The 21558-nt window shown below is 54.2% G+C and carries 23 protein-coding genes; 13 read left to right on the top strand and 10 right to left on the bottom strand.

Annotated features, from left to right (window positions below):
* Positions 1 to 20 precede the first annotated feature (20 nt).
* On the bottom strand, positions 21 to 1064 hold the full coding sequence (locus NUV48_10395; protein MCR4442548.1) for a TAXI family TRAP transporter solute-binding subunit: 1044 nt from the start codon (positions 1062 to 1064) through the stop codon (positions 21 to 23).
* A gap of 265 nt (positions 1065 to 1329) precedes the next feature.
* On the opposite strand from NUV48_10395, the gene NUV48_10390 reads away from it, so the two are divergent.
* Together NUV48_10390 and NUV48_10385 are read left to right on the top strand one after the other, a co-directional pair.
* The gene (locus NUV48_10390) at positions 1330 to 2667 is read left to right on the top strand and encodes an aspartate aminotransferase family protein (GenBank protein MCR4442547.1); all 1338 of its coding nucleotides are present in this window, start codon (positions 1330 to 1332) and stop codon (positions 2665 to 2667) included.
* A 29-nt stretch (positions 2668 to 2696) separates the two neighbouring features.
* Positions 2697 to 3527, top strand: coding sequence for a 3-keto-5-aminohexanoate cleavage protein (locus NUV48_10385; protein MCR4442546.1), 831 nt, complete (start codon positions 2697 to 2699; stop codon positions 3525 to 3527).
* Here the strand turns inward: NUV48_10385 and NUV48_10380 are convergent.
* The 3 genes from NUV48_10380 to NUV48_10370 form a co-directional block, all read right to left on the bottom strand.
* Positions 3524 to 4381 carry a MurR/RpiR family transcriptional regulator gene (locus tag NUV48_10380; GenBank protein ID MCR4442545.1) on the bottom strand — a complete coding sequence of 286 codons (858 nt, stop codon included), beginning with the start codon at positions 4379 to 4381 and terminating at the stop codon, positions 3524 to 3526. The genes NUV48_10385 and NUV48_10380 overlap by 4 nt on opposite strands.
* Positions 4382 to 4426: 45 nt before the next feature.
* Positions 4427 to 5110: a rhomboid family intramembrane serine protease gene (locus NUV48_10375; protein ID MCR4442544.1), complete on the bottom strand. Its 684-nt coding sequence runs from the start codon at positions 5108 to 5110 to the stop codon at positions 4427 to 4429.
* Between the two features lie 100 nt (positions 5111 to 5210).
* Positions 5211 to 5372 carry a hypothetical protein gene (locus NUV48_10370; GenBank protein MCR4442543.1) on the bottom strand — a complete coding sequence of 54 codons (162 nt, stop codon included), beginning with the start codon at positions 5370 to 5372 and terminating at the stop codon, positions 5211 to 5213.
* Positions 5373 to 5794: 422 nt separating this feature from the next.
* Here NUV48_10370 and trpE point away from each other — a divergent pair, with 422 nt between their 5' ends.
* The 11 genes from trpE to NUV48_10315 all read left to right on the top strand — a co-directional run bounded on the left by trpE (position 5795) and on the right by NUV48_10315 (position 14935).
* Entirely contained in the window at positions 5795 to 7276 is a 1482-nt protein-coding gene (gene trpE / locus NUV48_10365) for an anthranilate synthase component I (protein ID MCR4442542.1), read from the top strand.
* Between the two features lie 3 nt (positions 7277 to 7279).
* On the top strand, positions 7280 to 7861 hold the full coding sequence (locus tag NUV48_10360; protein ID MCR4442541.1) for an aminodeoxychorismate/anthranilate synthase component II: 582 nt from the start codon (positions 7280 to 7282) through the stop codon (positions 7859 to 7861).
* A gap of 27 nt (positions 7862 to 7888) precedes the next feature.
* Entirely contained in the window at positions 7889 to 8926 is a 1038-nt protein-coding gene (gene trpD / locus NUV48_10355) for an anthranilate phosphoribosyltransferase (GenBank protein ID MCR4442540.1), read from the top strand.
* A gap of 12 nt (positions 8927 to 8938) precedes the next feature.
* Positions 8939 to 9712 carry an indole-3-glycerol phosphate synthase TrpC gene (gene trpC / locus NUV48_10350; GenBank protein MCR4442539.1) on the top strand — a complete coding sequence of 258 codons (774 nt, stop codon included), beginning with the start codon at positions 8939 to 8941 and terminating at the stop codon, positions 9710 to 9712.
* 4 nt (positions 9713 to 9716) lie between these two features.
* Entirely contained in the window at positions 9717 to 10352 is a 636-nt protein-coding gene (locus NUV48_10345) for a phosphoribosylanthranilate isomerase (protein MCR4442538.1), read from the top strand.
* Positions 10297 to 11532, top strand: a complete 1236-nt coding sequence (gene trpB, locus NUV48_10340; GenBank protein MCR4442537.1) for a tryptophan synthase subunit beta — start codon at positions 10297 to 10299, stop codon at positions 11530 to 11532. The genes NUV48_10345 and trpB overlap by 56 nt, the downstream gene beginning before the upstream one ends.
* Entirely contained in the window at positions 11529 to 12350 is an 822-nt protein-coding gene (gene trpA / locus NUV48_10335) for a tryptophan synthase subunit alpha (GenBank protein ID MCR4442536.1), read from the top strand. The genes trpB and trpA overlap by 4 nt, the downstream gene beginning before the upstream one ends.
* Before the next feature lie 153 nt (positions 12351 to 12503).
* Positions 12504 to 12926, top strand: a complete 423-nt coding sequence (locus tag NUV48_10330; GenBank protein ID MCR4442535.1) for a HutP family protein — start codon at positions 12504 to 12506, stop codon at positions 12924 to 12926.
* Positions 12927 to 13160: 234 nt separating this feature from the next.
* Positions 13161 to 13517: an OadG family protein gene (locus tag NUV48_10325; GenBank protein ID MCR4442534.1), complete on the top strand. Its 357-nt coding sequence runs from the start codon at positions 13161 to 13163 to the stop codon at positions 13515 to 13517.
* A 429-nt stretch (positions 13518 to 13946) separates the two neighbouring features.
* The gene (locus tag NUV48_10320) at positions 13947 to 14399 is read left to right on the top strand and encodes a CoA-binding protein (protein ID MCR4442533.1); all 453 of its coding nucleotides are present in this window, start codon (positions 13947 to 13949) and stop codon (positions 14397 to 14399) included.
* 62 nt (positions 14400 to 14461) lie between these two features.
* On the top strand, positions 14462 to 14935 hold the full coding sequence (locus tag NUV48_10315; GenBank protein MCR4442532.1) for a metallophosphatase family protein: 474 nt from the start codon (positions 14462 to 14464) through the stop codon (positions 14933 to 14935).
* On the opposite strand, the gene NUV48_10310 is transcribed toward NUV48_10315, so the two are convergent.
* The 6 genes from NUV48_10310 to NUV48_10285 all read right to left on the bottom strand — a co-directional run bounded on the left by NUV48_10310 (position 14920) and on the right by NUV48_10285 (position 21505).
* Positions 14920 to 15084 (bottom strand): hypothetical protein, encoded by a 165-nt coding sequence (locus NUV48_10310; protein MCR4442531.1) that lies wholly within the window; start codon positions 15082 to 15084, stop codon positions 14920 to 14922. The two genes, NUV48_10315 and NUV48_10310, sit on opposite strands and share 16 nt — an antisense overlap.
* On the bottom strand, positions 15066 to 16388 hold the full coding sequence (locus NUV48_10305; protein ID MCR4442530.1) for a short-chain fatty acid transporter: 1323 nt from the start codon (positions 16386 to 16388) through the stop codon (positions 15066 to 15068). Before NUV48_10305 ends, NUV48_10310 begins: the two co-directional genes overlap by 19 nt.
* A 207-nt stretch (positions 16389 to 16595) precedes the next feature.
* Entirely contained in the window at positions 16596 to 17981 is a 1386-nt protein-coding gene (locus tag NUV48_10300) for a sigma-54 dependent transcriptional regulator (protein MCR4442529.1), read from the bottom strand.
* Positions 17974 to 19809, bottom strand: coding sequence for a two-component system sensor histidine kinase AtoS (atoS, locus tag NUV48_10295; GenBank protein MCR4442528.1), 1836 nt, complete (start codon positions 19807 to 19809; stop codon positions 17974 to 17976). The genes NUV48_10300 and atoS overlap by 8 nt, the downstream gene beginning before the upstream one ends.
* Before the next feature lie 108 nt (positions 19810 to 19917).
* Positions 19918 to 20388: a hypothetical protein gene (locus NUV48_10290; protein ID MCR4442527.1), complete on the bottom strand. Its 471-nt coding sequence runs from the start codon at positions 20386 to 20388 to the stop codon at positions 19918 to 19920.
* A complete protein-coding gene (locus tag NUV48_10285) occupies positions 20279 to 21505 on the bottom strand; it encodes a glycoside hydrolase family 26 protein (GenBank protein MCR4442526.1) in 1227 nt (408 codons plus the stop codon). Before NUV48_10285 ends, NUV48_10290 begins: the two co-directional genes overlap by 110 nt.
* Between the last annotated feature and the right edge of the window lie 53 nt (positions 21506 to 21558).

Here is a 21558-nt window from a genome sequence, read left to right as displayed (position 1 = left end):
GGCCTCCACCCCCTGTCAGTTTAGTCAATAGGTTTAATGCTGTCAGGGACTTTTATTCCCTTCTCGACGAAGTATTTGTAAGCGCTTTTGTGCAGAGGCGTTGTGATGCCGGAGAGAGCGGTTTCCAACCTGCCGGCTTTCAGTTCGTCGGCCATCCATTGAGCGGCGGCGTGTGCTTGAGCCACTTCGGCAGTTTTTTCATACCAGATTTTGGTGATGTCGTACACGACATCTTCCGGCAAATCAGGCTTTACATACAGGGCGGCCATACAGTTGATGGTATACTTGTCTTCCGTATTGCCGTACGTTCCGGCCGGAATTTTATACTGGCTGAAAAACGGGTACTTGGCCTTGATCTTGTCAAACAGTTCGCCTTTGATTTCAATGATTTCTATCTTGCGGGCGGTCATGATGTCTTGAATCGCGGCGGCCGGGCAGCTCAAGACCCCGAAGTTGGCCTGAAGCTGGCCGTCTTTCATTTTGTTGGCCGCATCGCCAAACGCGGCGAATTCGGCTTTGATATCCTTCTTGATGTCAATTCCGGCTTCGGCGAACACCGCTTCGCTTAAGACGGCCGTGCCGCTGCCGACGGGACCGACGGCAACCTTTTTGCCTTTAATGTCCTTAAGACTTTTAATCCCGCTTTCTTTTAAGGCAACGCCCTGGTAAACCTCGGGATAAATGACCCCTATAGTCCTGAAATTCTTCAGGGGCGACTTGAACGAACCCTTGCCGTTCCAGGCGTCGTCAGCAATGTTGTTCATTGCCATGCCCAGGTCGACTTCACCGGCGTTAACACGGTTGATGCTTTCCACCGATGCCCCGCCCGGCTGGGATGTTATCTGGGCATTGGTGAGATACTTGCTCCAGGTATTGGCCATGGCCCCGCCCAGGGCAAAGTATGTTCCGCCCGTAGAGCCGGTTATAATGTTGAGCTGCAGTTTTTTGGGCGCTTCTGGTTTGGGTTCCTCCTTTTTAGCCGGGGCGCTGCCGCTGCAGGCGGTAACAGCTATGCTGGCGATAAACAGCAGGAGCACAAGCACGGCCATTTTTCTTTTGGACATAAAGATACCTCCTCCTCCCAAGATTTATTTGTGAATCATATACTTCATTATACAATAAAGGATGCAGGAAATCCATCTTGTTTTAAAAAATTCTTAATATGAAAAAAAGACCTGTAAAACAAGTCTATTCTTTTAAAATTGACAGAAGTAAGAGCATAAGAGAAGAAGTCGTAAAAAAATAATAAATTTTTAATCTGATGATGGAATTCCTTCATAATATAATGTATAATGAAGGAAAAGTAATCATGCCGGGAGGAAGAGTGTTATGGATAATGTTTTTTACCGCAACCTGAAAAGGAATTACCCTGAGATCGCCTGCGGGAAAGGCATATACCTGTATGATAAGGAGGGGAACCGCTATATCGACGCCTGCGCCGGTGCAGCCGTTTCCAACCTGGGCCACGGTCATCCCCGTATTATTAAAGCCATGACCGAACAGGCGGAAAAGATTGCTTTCTGTCACCTTTCCCGGTGGACTTCGGCGCCAATTAAGGAGCTTGCGGACCTTGTCGCCAGCCTGGCTCCCGGCACACTGAACAAGCTGTACCTTGTTTCCGGGGGATCAGAAGCGACGGAATCCGCCCTGAAAATGGCCCGGCAGTATTACCTGGAGCGGGACGGGAAGTCTGCCAAGTACCGCATCGTCTCCCGCTGGCACAGTTATCACGGGAACACCATCGGCGCTCTTTCCATGACCGGCGACAGGCGCCGGAAAAAATACACGCCGCTCCTGCTGGATTTCCCGCACATCGCCGCGCCGTATTGCTACCGCTGCCCGTTCGATAAGCAGGTGGAGACCTGCGGAGCGCATTGCGCCCTTGATCTGGAGAGGGTATTAAAAACGGAAGGCGCAGATTCAATAGCGGCCTTCATTGCCGAGCCGGTGGTGGGCGCGGCGAGCGGCGCGCTGGTGCCTCACAGGGACTATTTCAGGGTTATCCGCCAGATCTGCGACCACTACGATATACTCTTTATTTCCGACGAGGTGATGGCCGGGTACGGCAGAACGGGTTTCATCTTTGCCATTGAGGATTTTGGCGTAATACCGGATATGATCTGCTCGGCCAAGGGAATGAGCGCCGGATATTCTCCCCTGGGCGCTGTCCTGGCCAAAGACGAGATTTATGACACATTCAAGCGTGGGTCGGGCGCTTTTGTCCACGGGCACACGTATGGAGGGAACCCGCTTTCCGCAGCTGTGGCGGTAGCGGTCATCAAAACGCTCATCGAGGATAATATACTGGAAAACGTGCGCGCTGTAGGGGATTACATGCTCAAACAATTGCAGGAAAAACTTCTTCCTTTTTGGTTCGTGGGCGATGTGCGCGGCAAAGGACTGCTGCAGGGTGTTGAATTGGTCAAAGACAAGGCGACAAAAGAACCTTTTCCCGCATCGCTGGGCCTGGCGGAAAAGATTACCGTTACCTTGATGAAGCACGGGGTTGTCGTTTATCCCGGCGGCGGGATGGCCGACGGTGAAAACGGTGACCAGTTCCTGCTCGCGCCGCCGTTGATTATTACGAAAGAAGAAGTTGACGAGCTGGTGGAGAGGATGGAGGCGGGTTTTGCCGAGTTCGCGAACACACTTGCCGGATACAGGTGATAAACAAGAAACAAAGGAGGGCCTTGTGGATGGAGAACAAGGTAATCATTACGGTTGCGCCTACGGGGAATGTCCCGACCAAGGAAATGAACCCAAATTTACCCGTTACTCCGCAGGAAATAGCCGACCAGATTTACGAGTGCTGGGAGGAGGGGGCCGCGGTGGCCCATATACATGCCAGGGACAGGGAAGGCAAGCCGACTTCGGATGTCAACGTGTATCGTGAAATACTGGCCTGCCTTGAGGCGAAAAGAAACTGCGATATTATTACCCAGCTTTCCACCGGCGGGCGCGCGGGCAAATCATATCAAGAAAGGGGCCAGATGATCTGCCTTGCGCCGGAGATGGCCAGCCTGGCGACCGGCTCGTCGAACTTTCCTACGTCGGCCAATTTCAACGACCCCGAAACCATTGCCTACCTGGCTGGTGAGATGAAAAAATACGGCGTCAAACCGGAGATCGAGGTCTTTGACACCGCCATGCTGTTCAACGCTTTGCAGCTGGTAAAAAAGGGTGTGCTTGAATGGCCTCTCCAGATCAACCTGGTCCTGGGCGTCCCGGGTTCCCAGCCGGCGAGCGCGAAGCAGCTCTTTTTCCTTTACGAAAATTTACCCGAGGGTGTGACCTGGACCGTCTCCGCCATTGGCAAAGACCATGTTTCTCTTTCCGCTGTAGCCCTTGCGCTGGGCGGGAGCGTTCGTGTAGGGCTGGAAGACAACATTTATTACCGCAAGGGGGTTCTGGCCACAAATGTTGATCTGGTTCGCCGGGTAAAAAAAATCGCGCTGGCTATGGGGCGTGAAATAGCAACTCCCGCGGAGGCCAGGCAAATACTGGGCTTGAAAAAAAGGCAGCACTAGTCGCCGTTGCCCGTGTAGTAGATTTTGAAAGTATCCCATATTTCTTCCAGCATGCTTAAAGCCTGCGCCGTTTTTTCGCTTTCCTGGGTGCCGACCGCGATAATGAGGGCGTTGATCACGCTTAAGGGTGCGACAAAAGAGTCGATGAACGAAGTCATCGCGCTGTGGGCGGTAAGAACGTAGTGCGCGTGTTCAGCCAGCGGGGACGTTACCGAATCGGTTATGGCAATGGTGCGGGCCCCTTTTTCCCTGGCGTATTTCAACCCTTCGATGGTTTGCCTGCTGTAGCGGGGAAAGGAAATGCCGATGGCCAGGTCTTCGGGTCCTATTGCTACCAGTTCTTCGAAGAATACCGACATGCCGCTGACAACCCGGCAATTTTTCAGGATGAGGTTAAGGTAAAAGTGAAGAAACTGCCCCAGCGAAGTGGCGCTTCTCAGGCTGATAATGTAAATGCTGCGCGCTTCGATGATTTCATTGACCGCCTTTTTAAAATCCTGCGGGTTAATCTCTTCCATTGTGCGCCTGATATTGTTTATGTCCGTGTTAAAAACCCTTTCCAGGATATTCCTTTGCTTGCTTTCCAGGGAAAGGTGCAGCCTCTCAACTGTAGAAATCTTGTTTTTTACCATGCACTGGAGGTCTTTTTGAAGCTGGGGGTAACCGTCATATTCGAGGGAGGTGGCAAAGCGAATGACGGTTGATTCGCTTACCCCAAGGGTTTCACCAAGCTGCTGCGCGGTCATGAAAGCAGCCTGGTCATAGTTCTCCAGCAGGTAGCCGGCGATCAGTTTATGGTTGCTGCTCATTTTCTGGTAATGGTTTTGAATGCGTTTTCTCAAAGTTGTGTCCATATTGGCGCTCCTAATTTAATAAATCATGATTATGCGCTTATCGGTTTAAAACCGGGGCTGCCATGAATTTTTCTTTTTAAGTATCAACATGAGAACCACTCCCGAAAGAAAGCCGCCTATATGCGCCCAGTAAGCCACGTTGTTTCCCATGATGCCAAGGCTTGCCACGCCGTTTATGACCTGGAGCAAAAACCAGAACAGGAGAAAATAGATAGCGGGAATATCGCGGATCGTTATAAAGAAGAAAATAAAAAGGAGCGATGTAATCCTGGCCCTGGGGAAGGTTATGATATAGGCTCCCAGGACGCCGGCTATGGCGCCGCTGGCCCCTACCAGGGGGATTGGTGAACCGGGATTCAACAGGATATGGGCAAGATTGCCGGCAATACCGGCCAGTAGATAAAAGAGGATAAAGCGCGGCCGCCCAAGCCGGTCCTCGATGTTGTCGGCAAATATCCAGAGATAGAGCATGTTGAAGATTACGTGAAACCAGCTGCCGTGGAGAAAAGTTGACGTGACCAGCGGGTGATGGAAGAAGACGGCCAGGGGATTGAGCCGCAGTTGTTCGGTAAACCGCGCGGGGACAAGGGCGTACTGGGAAATGAACCTTCCCAGCTCCGCCTGGGTGCTTGTGTCCTGGAGGTAATATACGTACAGGTTAATTGCGATCAAGGCGACCGTGATCACGGGAAAAGAACGGGAACGGGTACTGTCGCGAAGAGGGATCATAAATTATCAACTCGCTTTGCTGGTTCTCTATGACAATATTATACACAAAAAGCCCGGTTTTGCTTTCAAAAAGATTAATTTTGCAAAAAATGAAGAGCGATCACTTTCGCTCTTCATTTTTTTCGTCAAATAGTGTTTTCTCTGTACTTTTTTCTTGCGGTGACAACTGCCTGCAGCTGTATATCCAGTCGCATGTTTTGGCGTATTCAGCCGGCGGTTTTGGAACCCGGTATTCTTTTTTTACCCAAATCCAGCCTTCCATGACAACGCCTCCTTAGTTCGTGAGGTTTGTTATTTCTCTACCATCATTATATGAATCAAGCCGGGCGAAAGGTGCAAGGGGGTTTATCCAGGCATGGTTTTTTGAAAAACAGCCGGAAAATTTGCAAAATATAGCAGTAAATTTTTTTAATATTATACTTTACAGGCAAGACTGCGATGTTTTATAATCAATACCAAATCATAATCAAAACAAATCATTTGGTAAGTGCCAATCAGTTGTGAGCTGAGCTGAGTTGAGATGAGTTTAGACGAGTTAAGGCCAGTTACGGGGATTTGAGGACTGCGTACCGCTGTCCGCCGATTCCTCCATAAGTGTTTCTCGCTAAATGTAATCCAGGATGTTCAGTCCCGGATTATTTTTTTTCACCGGGCTGACCGCTTACCAGGAAAGAGGGAATCGAAATGGATGCTCTTAGCAAAGAAGAATTCCTGCGCAGGGCTGAGAAAGGGAGCGTCGTTCCGGTCTTCTGCCAGTATTCGGCGTCGTTTGACACCCCGCTCTCCATTTACTTAAAGATTAGAGAGGGTCCATACAGCTTTCTTTTGGAGAGCGTGGAAAGAGGCGTCCAGGTGGGCCGGTACTCCTTTATAAGCGCCGAACCGCGCCTTGTTTTCAAGGCTGTTAACGGCAAGGTCACCCTGCTGGAAAACGGCCGGGAAACCTCTTTTCATACTGAAGACCCCTTGCGGGAATTGGAAGGGCTGATGGCGGAAAGCCGCAGCGTCAGGGTTCCGGGTCTTGCCGGTTTTTCCGGCGGCGCTGTGGGCTACCTGGGATACGGGATGGCCCGCTATTTTGAAAAGCTGCCTCCCGGCAAAAACTGTGAAGAGGATTTTCCCGACTGCGTGTTTATGTTTGCGGACACCCTGGTAATTTACGACCATGTGCGGCAGGTTATCCAGGTCGTGTCAAACGCCAGGATCACAGGCGATCCTGAGCAGGATTACGAGCAGGCCGTGCAGAGAATCAAAAGCATTGCCCAGAAGCTGCGCCGGCCGGTTTGCACAGGCGAAGCAGGCCGGCCCGAAAACCGGCCTTCCGGCAGCCCATGCCGGGTTAGCTCCAACATGACCGCCGGGGAATTTGTGGAGATGGTTAAAAAGGCCCAGGAATACATCAGGGCCGGGGATATTTTCCAGGTTGTTCTTTCCCAGAGGTACATGACGGAACTGGAATGTGAGCCGCTCGAAATATACCGCAGCCTGCGCGCGATCAATCCTTCCCCGTACATGTTTTTTCTGGAGATGGATGACCTCAAGCTGGTGGGGTCGTCTCCGGAGGTGCTGGTCAAAGCAAGCGGGGGGGAGGCCGAGGTCCGGCCCATTGCCGGCACGCGGCCGCGGGGAAGAGATGATGCCGAGGAGCGCCGGTTGGAAGAAGAACTGGCCGGTGACGAAAAAGAAAAGGCTGAACACCTGATGCTGGTTGACCTGGGCCGCAACGACCTGGGGAGGGTTTGCGAGTACGGCAGCGTGAAGGTGGAAAAATTCATGGAGATTGAAAAATACTCCCACGTGATGCACCTGGTATCCAGGGTCAGGGGAACGCTGGCGCCGGGAGTCAACAGCTTTAAGCTGCTGCGGGCCTGTTTTCCTGCCGGCACTGTCTCCGGGGCGCCGAAAATCAGGGCCATGGAAATAATAGAAGAACTGGAAAAAACCCCAAGAGGGCCTTACGCCGGGGCGGTGGGGTATTTCGGCTACAGCGGGGATATGGACACCTGCATTACCATACGGACCGCCGTGATCAAGGGGAACCGGGTCTATGCGCAGGCCGGGGCAGGGATAGTAGCCGATTCCGACCCCCAAAAAGAAGACCTGGAATGCAAAAACAAGGCGAAAGCCATGCTCAGGGCCATCCAGGCGGCCGGGAAGGGGGAATGAGATGTGATCCTGGTTATCGACAATTATGATTCCTTTACTTACAACCTGGTGCAGTATTTCGGCATTTTGGGAGCGGAGGTCCTGGTGGTGCGCAACGACCAGATAGACGTCAAAAAGATAGAGCAACTTTGCCCCGAAAGGATCGTCCTTTCTCCCGGACCGGGAACACCCGCCGATGCGGGCATATGCACCGAAGCGGTGAGGCATTTTTCGGGGAAGGTGCCCATCCTGGGGGTTTGCCTAGGGCACCAGTGCATCGGCGAAGTTTTCCGGTTTCGCGTTGAGCCGGCAGGCGAACCCGTTCACGGCAAGACCTCGCTCATTCGCCATACAGGGAGAGGGCTGTTTGCCGGTATTCCCCGGGAAATAAGGGTAACCCGCTACCATTCCCTGGTCTTGCGGGAAAACGCCGGGTCCAATGACCTGGAGATCACGGCCAGGACGGAGGACGGCATTATCATGGCGGTGCAGCATAAACAGCATCCCACCTACGGGGTGCAGTTCCATCCCGAGTCGATCTGCACGGAATACGGCCTGGATATGCTAAGGAATTTTCTTGATGTCCAGCCTGTTCGGCGCCAATAGTTTCCAGAGGAGAGGAGAAAGTTGAGTGTGTTGAAAGAGATGATTGGTAAAATTGTAAGCGGGGAGGACCTCCAGTTCCAGGAAGCGCGCCAGGTCATGCTCCAGGTTATGAATGGGGAGGCAACCGGCGCGCAGATAGGGAGCCTGCTTACGGCTTTAAGAATGAAAGGTGAGACCGTGGAGGAGATCTCGGGGTGCGCCCAGGCCATGAGGGAAAAAAGCCTTTCCTTTTCTTGCCGGCATTCGCTGCTTGTCGATACATGCGGCACGGGAGGCGATTGCAGCGGGACTTTCAATGTATCCACCACCGCTGCTTTTGTGGTGGCGGGAGCGGGGGTTCCGGTGGCCAAGCATGGGAACCGTTCGGTTTCCAGTAAAAGCGGGAGCGCCGATTTGCTGGAGGCGCTCGGTGTGAAACTGGACCTTTTGCCCGGTGAAGTGATGTCCATCCTGGACCGGATAGGGATAGGTTTCCTGTACGCGCCTGTTTTTCATGTGGCCATGAAACACGCCAGCGGGCCGAGAAAGGAAATAGGGATTCGCAGCATTTTCAACATCCTGGGACCGCTGACTAACCCCGCCCGGGCCAATGTTCAGGTGCTTGGTGTTTATGAACCCGGCCTGACGGAGGTGATGGCCCGCGTCCTGGAGCGGCTGGGCGTAAAAAGCGCCTACGTCGTCCACGGGGACGGCGGTCTGGACGAGATTTCCAATACGGGACCGACGAAGGTGAGCTGCTTGAACAACGGCAGCATTAAGACGTTTTACATCCACCCGGAGGAACTGGGGTTTACCAGGGCAACCCTCAGACAGCTGCAGGGAGGAGACGCCAGGGAAAACGCCGGGATCACGCGCCGTGTTTTGAGTGGAGAAAAAGGTCCTCATCGGGACATAGTGCTGCTCAATGCCGCGGCGGCCCTGGCGGCAAGCGGGGTGGTCCGGGACCTTCCGGAGGGGGTCAGGGCTGCCGGGGAGAGCATTGACTCGGGAAAAGCCCTGGAAAAATTGGAGCAGCTTGTTGCGGCCACCGGCGGGACCGGCTCGGCAGCCCCTCTTCCCTGCTAGGCGGTGCAGAGCATGATCCTGGACGAGATCATCGCCTTTAAACAAGCAGAAGTGGCCAGGCATAAGGAACTGTTCCCGCTTGCCGAACTTGAGAAGAAGGTGGTTTTCAAAAAGAGGCGGGGGTTTAAGGAAAGCCTGGAAAAAGAGGGGGTCAGCCTTATCGCCGAGGTCAAGAGGGCTTCGCCTTCTAAAGGCTTGCTCTGCCGTGACTTTGACCCTGCCGGGATTGCGGCGTGCTATCATCAAAACGGCGCTGCAGCCGTATCCGTCCTGACTGACGAGCGTTTTTTCCAGGGCAGCCTGGCCCACCTGGAACAAGTCGGGGCGGCGGTTCCACTGCCCTTGCTGCGTAAAGATTTTATCATCGACGCTTACCAGGTCTGGGAGTCTTGCCTTTTTGGCGCGGACGCCGTTTTATTAATCGCGGCCGTGCTGCCAAGAAGAGAACTGGTTTCACTGCTTCGCCTGGCTCGCGAGCTTGAACTGGATGTCCTGGTTGAAGCGCATACCCGCCGGGAACTGGAAATGTCGCTCGAAGCCGGAGCGGTTGTTGTAGGTATAAATAACCGGGATCTGCGGACCTTCAGGACGGATTTGAACACAACCCTCGAACTGGCGGAGCTTGTACCGGATACCTGCCTGTTAGTCAGTGAAAGCGGCATTTCAAGCGCCGCGGACATCAAGCTCCTGGCCCAGGCCGGCGTGGATGCCGTCCTGGTGGGCGAGGCCCTGGTGACCAGCGCAGACATGGCTCAAAAAACGCGTGAAATTGCGGGAAGGTTGTGAAACTGTGGTTTGGGTAAAAATATGCGGGATCACCAACCCTGGCGACGCCGTTGCAGCGGCGGCGGCAGGGGCCAATGCCGTGGGCTTTGTCTTTGCGCCCGGCCCGCGGAAGGTCGACCCGGAGAAGGCAAGGGAGATTGCCGGGATGCTGCCGCCTGGAGTTGAAAAGATCGGGGTTTTTGTAAACGAAGCTCCCGGCTTGGTGGAGGAAATAGCGCGCTGCTGCAGGCTGACAGGCCTCCAGTTCCACGGCGGCGAGTCCCCGGAGTACTGTCTTGGTTTTCCAGGTTACCAGGTGATTAAAGCATTTTCCGTTCGCGCTAAACTGGACGGCGCCGCCATAGGGGAATACATACTAAAGGGAGCGGCCGACAGGGTCCTGCTTGATGCTTATGTTCCCGGGAAAAGCGGCGGCACGGGGATGACGTTTCCCTGGGAAGCCGCGCTGGATTATGACTGGAAAGGGACGCCGCTTATTGTGGCGGGAGGACTGACGCCCGGCAACGTGGGCCGGGCCGTCCGGATGGGCTGTTTTTTTGGCGTTGATGTGAGCAGCGGGGTGGAAAAGGAGCCCGGGATAAAAGATGCCGGTAAAATTGTGCAGTTTATCAAAGCGGCGAGGAGGGCTGCAGGTGAATAAGGTTGATAAATATTTCGGCGAATTCGGGGGACAGTTTGTCCCGGAAACACTGATGCCTGCTCTTGAGGAGCTGGAAGCGGCTTATTTAAGCCTGGCCAAAGACGGCGAGTTTCAGAAGGAACTGGCCTACTACTTGGAAGCCTACGCGGGGAGGCCTTCGCCTTTGTATTTTGCCAAAAGGCTGACAGAGTACCTGGGTGGGGCCAGGATTTACCTGAAAAGGGAAGACCTTAACCACACCGGATCGCACAAGATTAATAACAGCCTGGCGCAAACCTTGCTGGCCAGAAAGATGGGCAAGAGGAAAGTGATAGCCGAAACGGGAGCCGGGCAGCACGGAGTGGCCACGGCGACCGCCGCGGCTCTTTTAGGCTGCGAATGCCTGGTTTTCATGGGCGAGGAAGACGCAAGGCGCCAGGCGCTGAACGTTTTTCGCATGAAGCTGCTGGGCGCCGAAGTCGTGGAGGTGGCTTCCGGTTCCGGCACGCTGAAAGACGCGACAAACGAGGCCCTGAGGTACTGGGTGGCCCATGTTGAAGACACCTATTACTGCATAGGTTCGGTGGTGGGGCCACATCCTTATCCCAGGCTGGTGCGGGATTTTCAGAGCGTGATCGGGGAAGAGACGAAAAATCAGCTGGCGAAGCTGGAAGGCCGCCAGCCCGACTACCTGGTAGCCTGCGTGGGCGGCGGCAGCAACGCCATGGGCATTTTCCATCCCTTCGCCTGTTCGGACCAGGTCAAAAAGATCGGGGTGGAGGCTGGAGGATGCGGCCTTGACAGCGGCCGGCACGCCGCCGCCCTGACCGCCGGCAGCAAAGGCGTCCTGCATGGGGCCTTGAGTTATCTTCTCCAGGACGAAGACGGCCAGGTCATACCGGCGCATTCCGTTTCCGCCGGCCTCGATTACCCGGGGGTTGGGCCCGAGCACAGTTATTATAAGGAAAGCGGCCTTGCCCAGTACGTTGCCGTTACCGACAGGGAAGCGCTGGCGGCTTTTGAAACACTGGCCCGCCTGGAAGGGATCATTCCGGCCCTGGAAAGCGCTCATGCCCTGGCCTACGTGATGAAGCTGGCGCCTGGCCTGGAACCCGAAAAAATCGTGGTTGTCAACCTGTCGGGGCGCGGGGACAAAGATGTGGAAACCGTAAGCAAACTGAAAAAGGGGGAGAGACTGTGAATAAGACACCGATCACCCAAACGTTTGAAAACCTGAAAAAAAACGGCCGGAAGGCGCTGATCCCTTATGTGTCCTGCGGCGACCCCTCGCTGGAATTTACGGAAAAGCTGGTTTTGGGCCTGGAGGAGGCCGGGGCCGACCTGGTCGAACTGGGCATTCCCTATTCCGACCCGGTGGCGGACGGCCCCACCATCCAGAAAGCCTCCCAGCGCGCGCTGGCGGGAGGAGTGACCCTGGAAAAGGTCATGAGGACGGCAAGCCGCATCCGGCAGCAAGCCAGGCTACCCCTGTTGTTCATGGCTTACTACAACTCCATTTACCGTCCCGGCCCGGAAAGGTTTGTCGTCCAGGCTGCCGGGGCCGGAATAAGCGGGCTTATCGTGCCGGACCTGCCGCTGGAGGAAGCGCTGCCGTTAAAACGGGCTGCAAGCGGCGCAGGGATTGATCTCATCTTCCTGGCGGCTCCAACCAGCACCGCGGCGCGCCTGCAGAAAATCGCGAAACTGGCGGGAGGGTTCGTTTACTGCGTTTCCGTGACAGGAGTGACAGGCAGCAGGAAAGAGATGCCCGGCGGATTGGAGGAGTTTTTGTCCAGGGTCCGCGCCAGCACGGACCTGCCCCTGGCCGTTGGATTCGGCGTTTCCGGCCCCGAAAGCGCCGCCCGCATGGGAAGTGCCGCCGACGGCGTGATAGTGGGCAGTTCCCTCATTGAAAGAATTGAAAAAAATTTGCACCTTGTTCAAGAACAGCCGCAGCATGTGCTTGACGAGGCCTGCGCGTACATTAAAAGCTTGAGAGAAGCCCTGGACAGGGTTTAGTGGAATCAGACAGCCTGAAGGCTTAAAATCGATCCTTGGCCGCAAGACAAAAAGTTGTTGGGAAGAAAAATCTGTTTTACTTTATTACTGATTTGGAGTATAATGCATCCTAAAAGGATTTGAACAGGCGCAAATTTTGGCGGACCAGGATTAATGATGAGTGAAGAAAAACTCCATTCCATAGGAAAGAAAGCGCTTTTTTTGGCGCTCACCTCGTCGAAACCGGAAGAAGACGCTTTAAAAAAACGGCTTTTTGAAGAGGGCTATTCCTGTGCCGTTACCGGGGCGGGCGGAAACGTGACGGAAATGAAGCAAAAGATCGTCTCCGCCGTAATAGGGGCCTGCCTGAACAATAACGTGATTAATAAACAGCCTGAAGAAATGCACGCGCTTATTCATGCTTGTATTGAGGCGAAGGAAGGGATGCTCCTAGGAGCACCCAGTTCTTCCAATATGGCGGTGAAAATCGCCGCCGTCCGCTATGAAAAATGGCTGGCTGTTGCCATATACGGGCATTTTGCCATGCATACCATGACCAACCACGAGACATCGGGCCTGGGAATTATGCATATCTGAAACGGTAAAATAGTTATTCCAGTACTGCGAGTAAATTTTTTCAAGGAAAAACAAATATGATCAGGGGGTAAAAACCCTGGTAAGTAAGTGAGTATTTTGAGGAAACCGGAGGTTTACTTGGAATACTCATTTTTTTGCGATAAGGAGGTGGAAAGGAGAAGCGATTTAAACTGTCTCGTTATCTTGGAGGGTAGCATTGTTTGAACAGGTTGAAAAAGAGGAGGAGCAATCGAAATGGAAAAAATGGTGTTTGGCCTAACAGTCACAGCAATTGGGATGGGTGTTGTTTTTATCGAGCTGATTTTCCTGGTTTATGTAATCAACGTGATCAGCTGGACATCAAAAAGAATGGATGGTAAAAAAAATGCGGCCCAGGTTAAAACGGTGAAAGCGGAGTCACAAGCGGAAGTTTCCGCTGCCGCTCTTGATACGGAGAAGGATGATGAAATAGCGGCCGTTATTTCTGCGGCGATTGCTTACATGACACAGGGGAGCACGGTGATCAAGGTAATCAGGCGCTTGCCGGGAGCAAACGCGCCTGCCTGGAGCGGAGCCGGACGCATGGAAACCATGAATTTGAGACAGATATGAGTTACTTGTTCTTGGCGTGTTTTTGCCGCCGTTCAGGTCAAAAAGCGCGGCGGCCTTCCCGTATCCTGTTGTCTCCCGCCGCTGTAGAACACCCCCGCTTCCAAAAGGAAACTGTTCCGCAAAAGGCTTGCTTCCCCGAAGCGGTTTTTGATGTTGCCGACGGCTCATCAATGGAGCTCCGGTTCCAGGACCTGCGTGACGCTGGCGAAAAAGGCGTTCATGTCGGCCAGGAGGATGGTGCGCGTACTTACCGGCCCCTTTTAAAAGGGTGTTGTGATCCCAGTATAAGTGAGCGAACATGTGTTCGTCAAGCGGGAGAAAACTGGAAAATTTAAAGGGAGGGATTTTTCAATCAATGTGGAATTCTAATAAATATAAGTAAGAAAACGGCTTAACGGTGAATTAACAAACGCCGGGAGGGGAACACCCGTGGCAAGCAAAGCGGCGGTTAATAAATTCTTGAGCCAGCGAAAGCTGGCCGTAATTGGTGTTTCGCGGAACAAAAAAAAGTTCGGCAGCCTGGTTTACCGGGAGCTCAAGGCCAGAGGCTACCGGGTATTTGCCGTCAACCCGAATGCGGAAAGCGTGGAGGGCGACCGCTGCTATGCCGGTATCAGGGAACTTCCCGAACCTGTTGACGGGCTGGTGGCGGTTGTGCCGCCGGCTGCGGCCGAAGAGATTGTGCGGGAAGCATATGCGGCCGGGATAAAAAATGTCTGGCTGCAGCAGGGGGCTGAATCGGAGAGAACGGTCCGTTTTTGTAGAGAAAAAGGCATCAACTGCGTTTATGGCCAGTGCATCTTAATGTTTTTGGAGCCGGTGCGCTTTCCCCACAGCCTGCACCGCTGGGTCTGGAAGCGGGTAGGCAGGTTCCCGCGGTGATTTTTACTTGAACGTCCGTAATTGCTCAAGCTGCTCAAGCAAGGAAAGGGGCCGTATGGGGAATGGCTGGAGAGAAAGTGCTGGGGGTCATTTCCGACACGCACGGGCTTGTCCGGCCCGGCGTGCTGGATTTATTCAAGGAAGCGGACCTGATCATACATGCCGGCGACATCGGCGGCGAAGAGGTCATCGAAAAACTGGAGCGCCTCGCTCCGGTGGTTGCTGTCAGGGGCAACTGCGACAGGGGCTGGTGGGCGCTCAAATTTCAGGAAACCGAAGTGGTCGATGCGGGCGACGGGCTGCTGTTATACGTATTGCATAACCTGGCCAGGCTGGAGATAAACCCTGCGGCTGCGGGATTCGGGGCCGTCATCTACGGTCATTCCCACCAGCCGGCGGAAATGCGAAAAGACGACGTCCTCTACCTGAATCCCGGCAGCGCCGGGCCGGTAAGGTTTACCCTGCCGGTAAGCGCCGCGCTTCTGGCGGTTAAAGAAGGCAGTATTAAGGCGAAGTTTTTTCACCTGCAGTATTGATTGCTCTGCAGGCATAACCTTAAAGAACGGCAGGCCCTGGAGTTTTTCAGTTCCAGGGCCTGCCTGTCGAATGTTTTATTTTGCGGATCAAGCCGGATGGCCGCGGCAAGGCCTTGCTGGCCGGCCTTGTTTAGAGGAACATCAGGCAAAGCCCGATTATAATCCCGCTGAACAGCATGGCCACCACGCAGTAGCCCATGATGTCGCGGGCGCCAAGACCGGCAATGCCCAGGGCGGGCAGTGCCCAGAACGGCTGGATCATGTTGGTCCAGGCGTCTCCCCAGGCCACCGCCATGGCGGTTTTGGCGGTGGAAACGCCGAGGTCAATACCGGCAGGAACCATGATGGGGGCTTGGACCGCCCACTGCCCGCCGCCGGAAGGAACGAAGAGGTTGACTATCCCCGCGCTGAGGAAGGTGAAGAGTGGGTATGTGAGAGGGGTAGAGATGTTTACAAACCACTGGGAAATAATGGCGGCCAGGCCGGATTTGGTCATCATCCCCATGATGCCGGCGTAAAAGGGGAACTGGAGGATGATGCCGGCCGTGCCCTTGGCCGCCTCAGCCAGGGCGTTGAGGAACCTGCGGGGGGTGCCGTGAAAGATGATGGCCAGGAAGAGGAAGATGAAGTTGACGATGTCAAGGTTGAGGCTGAAGCCCTTGGTGGCGAAATACCAGGCGATGTAGACGAGGCCCATCAGACCGGTCAGCCAGGAGATAACGGCGCTGTTCTCAATTTTGTCGGCCGGGGTGAGGGCGGCTTTCTGGACGGCGGCTGCCGGTTCAACGCCAGCCAGGAGGGCGGGGTCGATAGCGATTATTTTGTCTTCATCGGGCATCATGAACTTGCACAGGATGGGCAGGGTCACCAGCAGAATGATGACCGGCACCACGTTGAACATGGCGAAGATGGTTTCGGAAGTGGGGATGATGCCGATCGTCTTTTCCAGGAAATGCCCCTTGGTGGCAATGGTGAGGGGTACCGAACCGGAAAAACCGGCGTGCCAGATTAAAAAGCCGATGTAGCCGCAGGCGATGATCATCGGGTAGTCTATGCCCTTGACTTTCCTGGCCATTTCTTTTGCCAGCAGCGCTCCGATAACCAGGCCGAAGCCCCAGTTAATCCAGGCTGCGACCAGCGCGACCAGGGTGGTGGTCATGACGGCCTGCCCTGGGTTTTTCATCGCGCCGGCAATGGCGCTCAGGAGCTTTTTGAAGGGGGGACTGCTGGCCAGGGTATGCCCCGTGACCAGGACGAGGGCCATCTGCATGGAGAAGGCAAGCAGGCTCCAGAAGCCGTCGCCCCAGTGCAGGACCATCTGCAGGGGAGTCTTGCCGGCGATGACCAGACCCATAATGAAGACCAGGAAGGTTAGGATTACGGCAAACAGGTAAGGGTCTGGCAGGTAACGCTGGACCATTACGACACAGGCTCTTGTCAGTTTTTTGATCATTATTGTTGTTCGACCTCCTTAAAATTTGAATTTCGCCGCTTGTAATTGCAATAACCGTGCCAAGGCGGTCGCCGCGCCGGGCATGAAGCGCTCAGCCGCTGAATGCCGGGGAAAAAGGGAACATTACCTTGATAAAACGGTATAAAAGACGGCCGGAGTGCGCATTTATTTGCACACTCCGGCCGTTTCCACGAGAAGTTATTTGCATCACTCTTCCTCTGACAGCCCGTACTCGACAAGCTTGTAATACAAGGCCCGGCGGCTTATCCTCAGCCTTTCGGCGGCCCGGGAGCGGTTGCCGCCCGTTTCCTCCAGCACTTTCCTGATGATCTGTTTTTCGATGTCCGCCATCACGTCTTTTAAGGAACGTTCCCCCGGTGAAGGCAGTACTTCGGGCGGGCTGTTCTTGTACTTGTAAATGTTCTGCGGCAGGACCTGGGGAGTGATTTTTTTGCCGGCGGCCAGGATTACCGCGCGTTCGATGGTGTTTTCCAGTTCCCTGATATTGCCCGGCCAGTGGTAAGACTTTAGGACGGCCATCGTTTCCTCGCTCACCGGTATTACCGGGCGGTTCAGTTCAAGGCAAAAGCGCTGGACGAAGTATTCGACAAGGCGGGGTATGTCTTCTTTCCTTTCCCGTAAGGGAGGTATATGTATGGGAATGACGTTGAGCCGGTAAAAGAGGTCTTCACGGAATTCTTTGCGCGCCATGGCTTCCTCCAGATTCTTGTTGGTGGCGGCGATGATGCGCGCGTCTGTCTTCAGCGTTTCCGTGCTGCCGAGCCGTTCAAATTCCCTGTCCTGAAGAACGCGCAGGAGTTTGACCTGCACGGCCGGGCTGATTTCTCCGATCTCGTCAAGAAAAAGGGTCCCGCCCTGGGCCAGTTCGATTTTCCCCGGCTTGCGCGCGGTCGCCCCGGTGAAAGCCCCTTTTTCATAGCCGAACAGTTCGCTTTCCACCAGCTGTTCGGGCAAGGCTCCGCAGTTGATTTTGACGAATGGCCCCTGGGCGCGCGGGCCGCTGGCATGTATATAATGCGCCAGCAAGTCTTTGCCGGTACCGCTTTCTCCCCTCAGCAGCACGGTGGTGTCGTTCTTGCTGACGATGCCGGCCACCTGAAGTATTTCTTTCATGGCCGCGCTGTTGAAAACGATGCTGCCCAGGCTGTACTTGCCCAGTAATTCCTGGCGCAGCGCCACGAGCTGCGTGCTGAGATTGCGCACCTCCAGGGCCTTGCTGATGACCACTTTGATTTCATCCAAATTGAACGGCTTGGTCAGGTAATCGAAAGCCCCCATTTTCATGGCCAAGACAGCGGTTTCGATCGTGCCGTAAGCGGTCATCATGATGACCAGGACGGTCTCGTTTTCTTCACGGATGGCTTTAAAGGTTTCCAGGCCGTCCATTCCCGGCATCCTCACGTCGAGAAGGATCAGGTCCGGCGAAAACCGGCGGAAAAGGTCCAGCGCCTCCTGCCCGCCGCCGGCCGTAATAACCTTGTACCCCTCTTTTTTTAACAGGCTGCTTAACAGCGAACGGACATTGGGTTCATCGTCGGCCACGAGTATGGTATAAGAAGGGTTGTTAATCATGGTTTGGCACCTCCGCTTTGGCCGGCAGGTAAATTGAAAACACGGTGCCTTTGCCGGCCTGGCTTTCCACCTCGATATAACCGTGATGGATTTCCATGATCTTGTCGGCGACCGCCAATCCCAGGCCGGTTCCTTTTTCCTTGGTCGTAAAGAACGGGTCGAAAAGGCGGGGGATGTGCTCAGGCGGGATGCCGCAGCCGGTATCCTCAACCTGCAGGCAGACAAATGATGAAGGGGGCTTGTACGAAGTCCGCAGGGTGACCGTGCCGGTGTCTTTGATGGCCTGGATGCCGTTGAGAATAATGTTGATCAGGACCTGTTTGAACTGGAACAGGTCGATTTTGACGGGAGGCAGGCCGGGGGTAAGCTTGGTTTTGATGGTCACGTTTTTACGGATGGCGGGGTTGTTGATCAGCAGCAGGGTTTCCTCGATGACCCTGTTGAGGTCGGCGCTCAAAAACTGCGGCGGCAGTGGGCGGGAATAATAGAGCAGCTGGTCGATGAGGTGATTCAAGCGGTCGATTTCCTTGCTGATGATGCGGGTGAATTCATGGCGGGGGTCGTTGTGGTCAAAGTCGATTGCCAGGAGCTGCAGGTAGCCGGTAATAGCCGTAAGGGGGTTTCTCACTTCGTGAGCCACACCAGCGGCCAGTTCCCCGGTAACGGCCAGCCTGTCTGCGCGCCTGACCTGTTCTTCCAGTTTTTTTGTGTCGGTAAGGTCCCGCAGGATGACCAGGATGCCCATCTGCTCATCCCTGGCGCTCAAAAGGGCCGAGGTAGTGAGCAAAACAGGCAGCTGGCGCTCGTTTACTTTTATTGACAGTTCGTTATTCTGGTACAGTTCTCCCCGGAAAGCATTATCAAGGATGTTGATGATTTCCGGCCAGTCGTGGAACACATGGCGGTAGTGGTTGTCGATAGCCTCCCTGGCCGGTATCCCGGTCATGCGTTCCGCGGCCAGGTTGAAAATGGTGACCAGCCCTTGCCTGTCCAGGGTTACCAGGCCGTTCGGGGTGCTTGCCGCGATGTTCTCCGTGTGCTGCTTCATGTTGGTGAGGGCTTCGGACATTTCATTGATTGCTTTTGCTATTTCGCCAAATTCGCCGCGCAAGGGGGGAAAACGATAGGACATGTCCTTATGCAGGTTTTTAATTCCTTCCTTGATTTTTTCCACATCCCTGGCAATCGTGCCGGTCAGGAAATAGGAAAGTATAAGCGCGCAAAAAAGACCGACGATGATGGTCTCGTGGACTTTCTTATCCATCGCGCCGATCTGGGCTTCAATATCGGCGAGCAGCTCGTTTGACCAGATATACCCGATAATTTCGCCTTCCCTGATAATGGGAACCATGCAGTTCATGATCGGGCCGCGCACCAGCTTGCCGATCTGGACCATTTCTTTTCCGGTTTCCATGACGGTATAGCCCTGGTGGCCAGGGAAAATCGACTGGCCGATGGTGTGGGCGAATTCTTTCTCCGGCCCGTAAGTGAGGATGGCGTCCAGTTCCTTTGAGTAGTAGCCGATGCCCAATCCAGGGTGGGTGAGGGCCACCTCGTCAGTGTATTCGCGCAGGGCCTCGTTGAGTATTTTTATCTTGGTCAGCCGGTCTTTATTCAGCGCCCCTTTTTGAGCCAAAATATCATTGTATGTCCCGTCAAGGTGCTTTTCCAGCAGGCGGGCATAACCGAAAAGCTTGGCCTTTTTTTCATTGAGGAGGGCTGCTTCGGCCTGGTTGGTCATAAAGTACCCGGCAATGATGATGGGCAGCGTAACGGCAAAAAGAAGGATAATAATCAAACGGACCCTGATCGTGACATTAAACGGCACCGTCTTCACGTCCTTTTCTGGTGTGAAATTATTTTCACACCATACCATATTCGACTATTTATTGATAAATCCTGCGTCTCAACAGCAAAAGCAGGACGGCGGTGCCGGTCAGTTTTGTTTTCCAGGTCCTGGGGGCGGAAGCTGACTGGAATTACTCTCGCTGAAGTGGGGGATTTCATTTATGAAAACAGCCTGCTTCAGCCAGCCGCCGTCCTGGAGCCCTTTTTTGAAGGCGGCGAAGGCTTCGGGCGAAGAATTAAGCTGGTAGAACCAGGCGTTGTCCCGGCTGTCAAACCACGTGGCTATTTTAATATTAGGGTAGTTTTTGATCAGGGAAGCCATACACTTTTCAATCCAGTGGGCCTTGTCGCCCCCCGTCTCGTTGCAGCTGAATTCCGTAATCATAAAGGGCTTGCCGGGGTAATGCTCCAGGTAGTCGGCATAAAGCGGCTGGTAGATTTCGTCAAATTCACGCCAGGTATCCGCAGGATGGCTTGTTCCGTTGTTGTAGCCGGTCAGGCCGATCCAATCGACATAAGCGTCTCCCGGAATAGTACCGTTGAGGGTCGTTCCACTCAAAGTCAGGATAAGAGCGGTCGTGTGGATTCCAGACGAAGAGGGCGTTGCTTGTTCCCGTTTCCTTGAAAATATCGACGATGTGCCGCCAGGCCAGGACGTACAAATCGGTGTCCTTCCCATAAAACCAGGCGCACCAGGGGTCCCAGTCGCCGTTCATTTCATTAAGCGGCCTGATGAAGACGGGTTCCCCGATTTTTTTCAAGCCTTCGGCCCACTCTTTTATTATCGCGTCATATTTTCCGTCTATAATTTCCGGGATGGCAACCCAGTCCGTCTTACCGTCAAACGGCTGCAGCGTCAGCATGAGCACGCGCCCGTCCCGGTAGACATTTTCAATGGCTTCCGCGGGGAAGGGTTTATTGTCGGGAAATCTGCAGTACGTCATAAGGAATTCGAATTTATGGTTAAGGCGAACTTCGCTGTCCAGCATCCTGTCGTAAGAATCCGCGTTAAAAGGCACGCCGGGACAGAACCTGCCCCAGACAACCTCGCCGGGAGGTATTTCCAGGGTGACTTTTTTCCCGGTGTACCGGATATGCGGCGAGACTAAGGCGGTTCGTGCCGGCGCTTTGCCGGGCAGGGGTTTGGTGCTTTCCAGGAAGCTTTGGACCGCCAGTTCAAGGTCCTTTTCCAGTAAAAGGTAATAATCCTGCGACGCCTTGGCCCAGAAAGTAACCACCATGTTTTTACGTTTGCCGGTGACATGGACCTCCCGGTAATAATTGCGGTCATTGCCCAGGGAGGCAAGCGGCGGCCGGGAATAGACCAGGGCCGTCGTTCGGTATCCGTTCACCGTTTTGTTTTGCTTTTGCCGCAGGCTGAAACCAGCTTTGCCCAGGTAAAGCTGCCGGTTGCTGTATTCAATGTATGTTTCGGCCCGTACCCGGCTGCTTAACTCCTGGACGAACACCTTTAAAGTGCTGTAAGGGCTGGAAAAAGCAAAAAAAGTGCCGTCGCCGCTTGGCGGTTCGTCCGGGCGGTAGTTTGCCGGGAGGGAAAAAGAAAAGCCTTCTCCTTTGTATTTCTCTGCCAGGGGTGCAGCGGCTGCCGCAGTGAAGCAAGGCGAAACCAGCAGAAAGAACAGGGCGGCAGCGATTGAGAACAGCCTGTATTTCAAAAAATCTCCTCCTTTCCTTGCTATTATAGCACGATGTTTTAGACATGGTGACA

It is taken from the genome of Peptococcaceae bacterium, assembly GCA_024655825.1.
Lineage (GTDB): Bacteria > Bacillota > Peptococcia > DRI-13 > PHAD01 > JANLFJ01.
Note: the sequence above shows the minus strand (reverse complement) of the source record. Positions and strands in the feature narration are given on the sequence as shown.